The sequence below is a fragment of the Streptomyces sp. NPDC058231 genome, assembly GCF_042882275.1.
GTDB lineage: Bacteria > Actinomycetota > Actinomycetes > Streptomycetales > Streptomycetaceae > Streptomyces.
In genome coordinates this window covers 121,521-131,281 of sequence record NZ_JBHVWN010000008.1, presented here as the reverse complement: position 1 = coordinate 131,281, position 9,761 = coordinate 121,521, and the positions used below count along the sequence as shown (strand labels likewise).

Here is a 9,761-nt window from a genome sequence, read left to right as displayed (position 1 = left end):
TCCCAGAGGCAGCGCCTGGCCACCGTCGGGCGCGGTCAACCGATGCACTCCCACGTCAGCGCGACGGCACGGTGTAGCCGCCCGAGGTTCCGCTCATGTGATCCGCTCCTGCCTAGCTGCTGATCTTGGTGAAGGCGAGGCGCTCACTGATCAGGGCCGAGCGTGTGGAGTCGTTGAACCCGACGTACTGGCGCATCCCCTCGAGGCGGATCGTGGTCAGCCCGGTCACGGTCACGTTGGCGTTCAAGGTGCCCGCGTTCTGGAGCTCCAGGACGCTGCCGCCGCCGTCGTTGAGGTTGTCGTACTGGATCCGCCTGGTGGTGCCCGCGATCTCGGCTCCGGCTGTCACGTCGAACAGGCGGGCATTCACCGCGACCGCCCACGGAGTGGTCCCGGTGATGTCCGAGAACACGTCAGCAGACACCGCGTATGTTCCGGCCTCCGGAAGCAGGACCTCCGCGCCGGTCGTCACCCACGTGTCCGCAGCCACGGCCTGGAGGTCCGCGGTGCCGCCGGTCACCTCTCCGAACAGTAGGGGCGGCGTGTAGGCGCCGCTGGTTCCGCTCATGATCGCCTCTTATGGGTCGCTGTGGAGGGCCCGCGGCCCCGCCTGGAGGTTCGGGGCCGCGGGGGTCGGGAGAGGACGGTCAGGCGTTGGTCCATGCCACAAGGGCCGTGGACGCCGCGCCGGTCGTGACGGAGGTGACCGTCAGGTTCGAGTCCTGGTCGCGCGTCACCGACCACGTGAGGGTCGCTCCGGCCGGGATGGTGACCGTGCCGGAGTCGGTGACCACGTCCGTGGTGCCAGTCAGCGTGGTCACGGTCAGGGACTGGAGGCCGGCGGTCGGAAGAGCGGCCGCCGTCGACGGGGCGAGGTTCGCGCCGCCGGAGTGCACGGTCACCGGGGCGGGGGGCGTGGTCGCGTCGACCGTCGACGTGCAGTCCACCGGCGCGACTGGCGTGTACGGCTGCGTCAAGTCGCCGTCCTGGAACGTGCCGATCAGCTCGGGCGCAGCGCCGTTGCACGGGTCGACAGCCCACAGCTCGGTGTACGTGACGTCTCCGACACCGTCACCGTCCGTGTCATCACAGCCACACCGCTCGATCACGGCCTTCGCGCACGGCAGCTCGCCCGGCGACTCCTCTGCGGGAGTCGCGTCACACAGGCCCACGGTGCCCGCGGGCGTGTACGCGGTCGTGCCATCCAGTGCCGTGTCCGTCGTCGTGACGGCCCCGGCCGCATCGACGGCGTACCTGCGCAGGAACGGCACGCTCGTCCCGTCAGCAGCCACGTCGCACAGGACGGCGATCTCATTGTCGGCGGGGATGTTGACGTTGACGGTGCCGCCACCGCCGCCGCAGCAACTCTTACCGGCCATGGTGGTTCTCCTCTGTGGGGTAGTGACCGTGGTTGGCCACAGGTGTCAGGCGGTTCGGGATGGGGCGGTCACGACTCGTCACCGGAGGCACAGGGGCTGAGCCACTGGATGTAGGCGGTGGCGCCTTCGGGGAGATCGACGGTGAACGGGTCGCACAGGCGCCCGGGCTCGCACGAGTTGGTCGACGGCGCACTCCAGCTGAAGGCCGTGCCGCACTCGTTGATGACGGTTGCCGCGCCGGTGCAGTCGGTGACCGTGACGGGCCCGCACAACACGGTGATGGATACCGACTCGGTACCGGGGGGCATGTTCCAGGTCTCGGGCCCGGACAGGCCGAGGAGTTGCGGGCACATCGCGACGGGCTCGCACGGTGCGCACTCGCCGACCGTGCCGGCCGGGGTGTACGCGGTCACGCCGTCGGTCGTGGTGTCCGTGGTCGCGGTCACCGCGCCGTCGCAGTCGTGGACGAGGTGGCGCAGGAACGTGGTGGACGTCCCGTCGGGGGCCACGTCACACAGCGGGAGCACGACGACGCTCGCGCAGCCCTCGGACGTACCGCAGGGCCCGGTCCCGGCCGGGACAGGCCCGGGCGTGAACGCGCCGGTTGAAGGGTTGAGCCAGCCGACGGTCTCGGGAGCGGCGGCGGGGGCGCCGTCGCATACGCACGGTGAGCGCAAGACGAGGAGGACCGGCGTCCCGTCTGCGAGGCAGAGCGGGGTGGATGTGATGGAGGGGCTGCAGCACGAGGTGCCTGGTGTCCCGCCGCCCCCGCTGGTGAGACAGGGCAGCGGCTCAACCGGCATCGGGGGCCTCCCCGTGCTTCAGGCGGCGGTGGGTGTCCCGGCCGCGCTCGCTGGTGAACTCACGTGGGCAGACGTCGCAGTGGAAGCCGTTCTCGCCGGCCGTGAGCGGCACCGAGTCCGGCCCGTACGCCTCGGCAGGGACCTCGGGCAGCGGCTCGCCGGGGACGGACTCCTGCGCAGTGAGCCCTTCGGGGGTTGCCACTCCCAACATGTCGCCGGGGCCCGGCTCTGGCCGTCCCTCGGCCGCGTCCTCCGCCGGAGACACGTACCGCTGCCCGTCGATCAGGGAGCCGATCAGCAGCGGTTCGGGCACCGAGGTGAAGAGGTCGACGGGTACGCCGAAGGCGTCTGGGGCGACGGTGCGCACCTTCGGCCGCTGCTCCACCGCCCACCCGGCGAAGTCCCGCATCTGCTCGCGGGCAGGCTTTACACGAATGGTCGGGCGCATGGCCTCTCCTGGAGCTAGCACAGGGTCACGTTGATGGCGCACACGGCGCAGGTGGTCCCGACGACGACAGTCCGCTCGGCCAGCACGCGCAGGTCGTTCAGTCGGATATCGATCGCGGGGCCTGCGCGGTCGGGGATGATGTCGACCGGCCCGCGCCTGACGAGGACCGGCCCTGAGATGTACAGCCATGCCGTGCCGGGGTCGGCCGGGATGCCCCCGGGGCCGGTGTTCTGTGCGGAGTACCCGGCGCCGAGCACCGCACAGTTCCCAGTGAGGGTCCGCGGTGTGCCGTCGACGAGCGACAGCACATTGCAGCAGCCGAGGAGCGCGGCGGCCCCGGCCGGGACGTGCAGGACTCCGATGCCCCCGTACGTCTCGGCAAGGCATCCTTCGAGCGCAGCGACGCCAGCCGCCATGCTCACCGGTCCGTCAGCGGGCGTCAGGTCGACCGCCCGCATGGCCAGTTTGTCGCGCCAGAAAGCCTCTTCGATCGCGCGCTGCTCGCCGAGTTCGAGGGTGGCCGTGACCTGCTCCACGGCCTCCTCGTAGCTCCACCCCATGGTCGAGCACTTCGCCCCGGCGTAGATCGTGTGCGGCTCGGCGAACTCTGCCTCGGGTGAACAGAACTCCTTCGGCGGCACGATGGCGCCCGGGGACTCCTCGGAACACCAGCCGGTGTCGCGCACGGGGCAGCACCCGAGCGACATCCACTCAACGCCGAGGAGTTCGTGCATGTCCTCGATGTCGACGATGTCGACGCAGCCCCCGAGGATGCCGTGCGGCAGCGGCACACCGGGGATCGCCTCGACTCGGCGCCGCAGACCTGGACTCGGCACTGGCCGACCTCCTCAACCTGGTGAAAATGCGGGGAGCCGAGGGCCCGGCGTGCTGCCTGGCCCTCGGCTGGGACGGGTTGAGTCAGGCAATCGGGCAGTCAATGCCGAGCTGCTCGCCGGTGCGGCCGTCGGGGCACACGGGGACCGTGACCACACGCGCTTCGCTGTTCCGCGTGATCAGCGCCGAGCACTCCTCGGTGAACAGGGCCGTGTAGTCGTTGGTCTGGAACTTCGAACTGTCATGGATCACGCCGAGGCTGATCTCGCCGCCGCGTCCGGCTTCGAACGTGCCGGCTGGGTAGATCAGGAACGGCACGGAGTCGGGCCACGCGGTGGCGGGGGCCGGGCCACCGATCTGGGTGGGGACGGTCGGGTTCAGGCCGCGCGCCCACTGGATCGAGATGCCGAGCTCAGCGAACGCGTTGATCACGTTTTGGATCCTGACGTCGCTGACAGGGACACCGTTCTGGCGGGCAATGTCCGCGAGGAACAGGTTCTTGCTCCACCAGGGGAAGACGACCTCGATGTTGATGTTCTGGCAGAGCGACAGCTTTTCGGTCATGTCCGCTGCCTGGAGGGCGACCGCTGCGAAAAGCGCCGAGAAAGCGCCGAACGTCGGGGCGATCGTCACCGCTGTGGACGCGGCGACGGCCTGGGTGAACAGCTCCTGGCGGATGCGGATCTCATGGGCAACCATCGCCAGCGACTGGTAGTACGCCACGAGCTCCGGGAAGTGCCGCTGGGTCAGGATGCCGGACTCCAGGCACGCACCGATGGCTTCGCATCGGACCTCAACCGGCTCGGGGCACGGGATGCGGAAGCACGGCTTGACCGCCCCGCTGATGTCGTCGGCCTCTGTGTGCACGAACGTCATGGTTGCGACGTCGAGCGACGGCATCGGGAAGTAGCGCAGGCCGCCTCGGGCGAGCTGAATTTCCGGCAGGTCCCACAGCATCTCCGGGCAGGACATGCCGGTGAGCTCGTAGACCGTCTCGGACGGGGCGCACCAGCCGCCGGACGCCACCAGGTCGCCGCCGTTGAGCCGGTTCTGGTCGCCGGCGAGGACGACCGCACGGGTCCCCTCCGTGCCCGAGGAGCTGTCGTTGACGATCAGCTCGGGCTGGAACGGGAGCCGGTAGGACGCGGTGAGGCCAACACCGCCGCCAGCGGTCTTCAGCGCGTTGGCGCGGCGGATGATGCCTTCGGTGACGCCTTCCATGTCGAGGGCCTGGCCCGGCGAGTATCCGGGGACGTCGACGGAGGCGGTGATCTCCGGGCGCGGGTTGGGGTCCGGCGGCAGGACACGGGGCTGGTGGCGGCGAACGCTGGAAAGGTCCAGGGCCGGGCGGCGCACCGCGGCAGCGGTGACGGTCTCCGGGGCAGCCTCCTCCTCGGGCTCCGCAGCGGCGGCAGTCTCCTCCGGGGCCGCCTCCTCGCCCTCGGTGGCCCCGTCGGCGTCGTCGCCACGCACCTGCGCCGCGAGCGCGTCGATCTCGGCGGCGGCCTGCTCGGCGGCTTCCCGGCGGGCGCCCTGCTCGGCACGGATCGACTCAACCGCGGTGGCCAGGGAGCGCAGCGCTTCGAGGTCCTTCGTTGTGACGGTGGTCGACCGTGACTTCGCGTCGAACTCGGTGACTGCCCCGGAAAGAGCACTGGCCAGCTCATCGTCATTAAGGGTGGTGATGTCGTCGGGCAGCTCGAACGAATCCATGGGCAGATCTCCAGTGATCGATCTTGGAGAGTCCGGCCCAAAACCAGCGACATCGTGACGAATCCTAGCCCGCCTCCCACCCAAGCGGGCGTCAAGGCAGGACTCCTTCCCCGGGCCGGTCAGGCCTGATCCAGCTGTCCGCCACTTGTGGCCGTTAGCTGCCTCCCCCCAGGCGGGAAACAGCGAGCGACCTCTCTTCCCGAGTGCCCGTCAGACGGGGAGCGCCGCTCCGCCGACTGACAGTCACCGCCCTCCAGTCGGCAGTCACGTCATCCACCTATCGGACGACAACTCCTGATTGCACGCTCGTTGTCAGTGCAGAGCCTTACGCTGCGTCCAACGACGGTTCTGAGGGGGGCTGTTAGTGCAGCTTGATCCACAGCGCTTCTTCAATTCCCAGCAGCGTCACGTGCTGTATTCGCTCGCCGAGGGGCTCTGCGAGCTCTGCGGTGAGGAGCTCGGGATCGGCTGGCACGCCGACCATCGCATCCCGTGGGTCTCCGGTGGCCCGACGACGATCGAGAACGGACAGGCCCTGTGCGCAGGGTGTAACCACAAGAAGGGGCGGGAGATGCATTTCCAGGACACGTTCAAGCCGCGGCCATTCCAGGCAGACGTCATCACTCAGGTCATCGATGGTATCGAGTCGGGCCGGGACCGCACGGTGGTGCTCGCATCGCCAGGATCAGGCAAGACGTTGGCCTATCTCTCGTTGGCCACGCGTCTCTTTCGTGAGGGTCGTATCGATCACATAGCGGTTTTCGTGCCGCGAGTCACGTTGGCACAGCAGTGCGAGATCGGGTGGCAGCATCTAACCCCAGACCGGAATGAAGCAGGGCTGTGCGAGCTGTTCGAGTCGCCGCGCTTCGGAAAGATCTGGCATCGCACGAACGAGGTGCCGCTCACTGCCGGGAAGGGTACGGGGTTCGTCGCCACGTACAGCGCTCTGGCAACCAGCGAGTCGATCTTCACTGAGTGGGCCGTCAAGCATCAGGGCCGCTTCCTGCTGATCGCCGACGAAGCGCAGTTCTGTGGGGACGACAGGGACGGTGACGGTGGGGGGACGCGCGCCGGCACGCTGATACAGAAGCTTCATGGCTTCGCACTGCACAGCCTTCTGCTGACCGGCACTCCTTATAGGGCCGACAACAACCCTCTGGTGCTGGCGGACTACGAGGATGCGCGCCCAGGCGATCCCAAGGGTCTGCGACCCCTGGTGAAGCACGCAGAGGCCACCTACGCGGACGGCATCGCCGAGAACTACCTCCGCACCTTCGAGCTCTCGCGTACAGAGGCCCTGGTCTCCCGACGCACCCTCGGCGACCCCTCTGACCGCGGGAGCGGGGAGTCCCTCCTCACCTACAACCTCTCTGATGACGGCGACGGCCTGGCCGAAGTGCTGCGGGACCCCAAGATCTGGGAACCGCTGGTTGACCAGGTGGTTGCTAAAGTTCGGGACAAGCAGAAGTTCAACCCCTCCTACCGTGGGCTGATCTCCTGCATGGGCCAGAACGAAGCGAAGAGGGTCCAGAAGTACCTGCAGCAACGCCACCCCGGCCTGCGGGTAGGTATCGCCGTCTCGTCGGACACGGACGCTCCACGGGCGCTGGCAGAGTTTCGCTCGCTGCCGATGGACATCCTGGTCACGGTACGAATGGCCTTTATCGGCTATGACTGCCCGGAAATCACTGTGGTGGGAATCCTCACCCACTACCGCGACCGCGGGCACCTCATGCAGCTGGTCGGCCGTGGCCTGCGCGTGTGGAGCGGGATGCCGCCCCGCGAGCAGTCGTGTCTGATCATCGCCCCGGATGACCCGAAGATGCAGGAGTTCCTAGAGCACCTGCGCGGCGAGAAGGAGGAAGGTCTACGTCGCGTCAAGGAACGCGAGGCTGCTGCCGAGGGCGGGGATACGCCGGAGGAGCAGCAACTCGCTCTGACTTATGTGGAGTCGGCCGTGGCGACCACGGTACGTGCGGCGAGCAACGACACAGATATCGAGTCCGACGAACTGATGCTGATCGAGTCCATCAAGGTCGAAGTGGACTCCGCCGAAGACGCCACCAAATTCGCCCGGTTCCTGGAGCTCTACGGAATCCGGACGAAGCGGGTCCAGGACGTGCCAGGCCCTCGCAGCGATCAGGACACCGAAGTGATCGTTCAGATGCCTCAGCCGCCTCGCACGGACAAAGAGATCATCGAGGACGTCCGGAGCAGGACCACCAGTGCCATCACCAAGTATCTTCACGCCCGGGGGGTGACGCCTGGGTCCCCCGGCTACCAGGACGCCGTAACCAAGGCCACCTTTAGGGTCAATGAATCTGCTGGCTACACCGCGAAGACGGCCAACACCGTGGATCGCGCCGAGAAGCGGCTCAAGGCCGCGCTAGCCCTGAAATAGGAGGGCAACATGACCGTACGCGTAGATTCGAACTCACAGCTCACACCCGAGCAGGAGCGTGTCTACCGGCTCCGTAACGCTGCGGAGCGCGACGGCGGAACGCCCGGCGGGTTCCTCGAACTACTAGCCGCTGTTGTGGCTGACGAGACCTGGCGGCAGATTCCCTCAGGGGTCAGCTCTTCAGACCCGTTCTCCTCCTTCGCAGAGTTCATTGAGGCGAAGCCACCCTTCGGTCTGGGGCAGCGAGTCGAGGACGTCCACGTCCTTCTGCAGATGCAGCATCCCCACGAGGCGGCTGCTGAATTTCGCTCGAAGATGGACGCCATGCGCTCCGAGGTCCGTCGGCTGCTGGCACAAGACGGCATCACCGGATACTCCGAGCAGCAGCGCGACCGTGACATCCAGGCGTGGGCGGCGCTGGACAAGTCGGGCAGCTGGTGGCTGGCGTTCTTTGTGGCGTGCCAAGTGCATCCACAGACGTCGGGAGCGACGGCGGAGGACGGGGGGCGGGGGCGGGCAGCCAAAACGAAGATCTCCGCCAACGAGTTCGCCAAGCGGGCAGGAACGAGCGCCGACCGAGTCCTGCGGTACTACAAGGCATGGGAAGCGGCACATACCGCAGGCGCTGTAGCTCACGGTGCCGATCAACTCTGCCCAGGGCATGAGCCCGTGGACCTGCCGCCTGCCGAAGACTGGACGCTCTACTACAGCAGCCGGCGGAGCGCCTCAACGGACCGAGGTGCACTGATCAGTGCCGCGGCCGAGGCGCAAGGCATCCGGCCGACCAAGGCCCTGGAGGTTGCTGAAAATCCCACCGCCCTCCGAGCCGCCATCCTCGCCGACCCGAGAACCGCGGATGCGGCTCGCGCCGCGCTCAAGGCCCTGACGGTGGAAGAGCGCCGGTCCGAGCAGGTCGAGTACGTAAGGCAAGTAGCGGAGGAGGGCAAGGCTCAAGCAGCCTCCGGGCAGCTGATCGAGCTGCCCGAACAGATCAGGGCACAGGTATCCGAACAGCTGGCCTCCGTCACGGATACCCCTACCGATCCAGAACTAGTGACGAGCGCCTACGACCTGGTGCAGGAACTCGTCAATCGTGCAGTGGAGGCTGATCCGGAAGCACACGCCACAGAGCAGCGAGCACGATTCCAGACCGCGCTCAAGGCCACGCGGAAGACCATCGCGACCATCGATCCGGCCAGACTCCCGGATGTGATCGATGACGGGCTTCGCGAGGAAATCAGCGCGCTGCAGGAGTCTGTGAACGCTCTCGTAGCGAGCATCGCCCGTAACAAATAAAAACGAACTGGCGGCTGTTCCCACTCGCTGGCTGGTGTGGGTCAGCCGCCCCTCGTTTCAGGCTGAAGTCACATCACTGCGGCGGACCACGTAGTGCCGCTCGCACACCTCAGGGTCACTCACCAGCGTGGTGTCCCCAACCTGCGTCCATCCGCGCCAGTACGCCGCGCCGCCATGGTTCTCCCCCATGCAGCGACAGACACAGTCATCGCCCCGGGCATCCTGGCACCTGACATCACACCTCTGGCGGGTGGAGAACTGCAGGTAGACGTCGATTACCCCAAACTTGATGGCCATCGCCTCGATGAGCGTGCGCAGGTGAGGCCGGGCTATCTCCCACCGCGCTGGCTCAGCATCTGGGTTCCAGGTGGGGCGCATGCCATCCCCCAACTCCGCCAGTATCCATCTCCGGTTCGATCCGCCCGCGTATGGCATCCAGGCATGCAGTCGAACTTCGTCTATCGGACGTCGCACCCACGGTCTCGTCGTCACTCGGCCGCTCCTTCCACTCAGGGACGGCAATCCCTCCCCTGCGCGGGACAGTAGTCTGGCGCCTAAGCCCTTGTCCCTCGTACAAGCGGAACCCGCCACAGCGGCGGAACCGCATGGTCGGTCACTCGTCGCTACGAGCACGCGACCGATCGACTCACAGCACGTCAGTGGCCTCGTCGTCCTCGACATCCCGGCGCCGACCAAGCAACCGCCGGCGCAGCCATGACCGACCTCGAACAGCACTGGGCCACACCAGGAATCGGCCCCGTACGGCATGCCCCGGGAACACCCGGCGTCGCGGCACGCGTATATGCCGCTAGCCGCCGGCCCCGCCGCATCCGCGCGATTCGGTGTCTCTTCCTGAAGCCCGAGCCGGGCCGCGGCCCGGCCGCCAG

At 67.5% G+C, this 9,761-nt stretch carries 8 protein-coding genes; 2 read left to right on the top strand and 6 right to left on the bottom strand.

Annotated elements, in window-relative coordinates; translation table 11 throughout:
• Window positions 1–112: 112 nt before the first annotated feature.
• The 6 genes from ACFVXE_RS08515 to ACFVXE_RS08490 all read right to left on the bottom strand — a co-directional run bounded on the left by ACFVXE_RS08515 (window position 113) and on the right by ACFVXE_RS08490 (window position 5,261).
• Window positions 113–568 carry a hypothetical protein gene (locus ACFVXE_RS08515; protein ID WP_389670253.1) on the bottom strand — a complete coding sequence of 152 codons (456 nt, stop codon included), beginning with the start codon at window positions 566–568 and terminating at the stop codon, window positions 113–115.
• Between the two features lie 79 nt (window positions 569–647).
• The gene (locus ACFVXE_RS08510) at window positions 648–1,379 is read right to left on the bottom strand and encodes a hypothetical protein (RefSeq protein WP_389670252.1); all 732 of its coding nucleotides are present in this window, start codon (window positions 1,377–1,379) and stop codon (window positions 648–650) included.
• Between the two features lie 68 nt (window positions 1,380–1,447).
• Window positions 1,448–1,888, bottom strand: a complete 441-nt coding sequence (locus tag ACFVXE_RS08505; RefSeq protein ID WP_389670251.1) for a hypothetical protein — start codon at window positions 1,886–1,888, stop codon at window positions 1,448–1,450.
• Window positions 1,889–2,171: 283 nt separating this feature from the next.
• Entirely contained in the window at window positions 2,172–2,630 is a 459-nt protein-coding gene (locus tag ACFVXE_RS08500) for a hypothetical protein (protein WP_389670250.1), read from the bottom strand.
• Window positions 2,631–2,644: 14 nt separating this feature from the next.
• The gene (locus tag ACFVXE_RS08495) at window positions 2,645–3,466 is read right to left on the bottom strand and encodes a cupin (RefSeq protein ID WP_389670249.1); all 822 of its coding nucleotides are present in this window, start codon (window positions 3,464–3,466) and stop codon (window positions 2,645–2,647) included.
• A gap of 82 nt (window positions 3,467–3,548) precedes the next feature.
• Window positions 3,549–5,261 carry a major capsid protein gene (locus ACFVXE_RS08490; RefSeq protein ID WP_389670248.1) on the bottom strand — a complete coding sequence of 571 codons (1,713 nt, stop codon included), beginning with the start codon at window positions 5,259–5,261 and terminating at the stop codon, window positions 3,549–3,551.
• A 280-nt stretch (window positions 5,262–5,541) separates the two neighbouring features.
• On the opposite strand from ACFVXE_RS08490, the gene ACFVXE_RS08485 reads away from it, so the two are divergent.
• On the top strand, window positions 5,542–7,578 hold the full coding sequence (locus tag ACFVXE_RS08485) for a DEAD/DEAH box helicase family protein (RefSeq protein WP_389670247.1): 2,037 nt from the start codon (window positions 5,542–5,544) through the stop codon (window positions 7,576–7,578).
• A gap of 9 nt (window positions 7,579–7,587) precedes the next feature.
• Complete coding sequence (locus tag ACFVXE_RS08480; RefSeq protein ID WP_389670246.1) at window positions 7,588–8,874, top strand: hypothetical protein; 1,287 nt, start codon at window positions 7,588–7,590, stop codon at window positions 8,872–8,874.
• Window positions 8,875–9,761 lie beyond the last annotated feature (887 nt).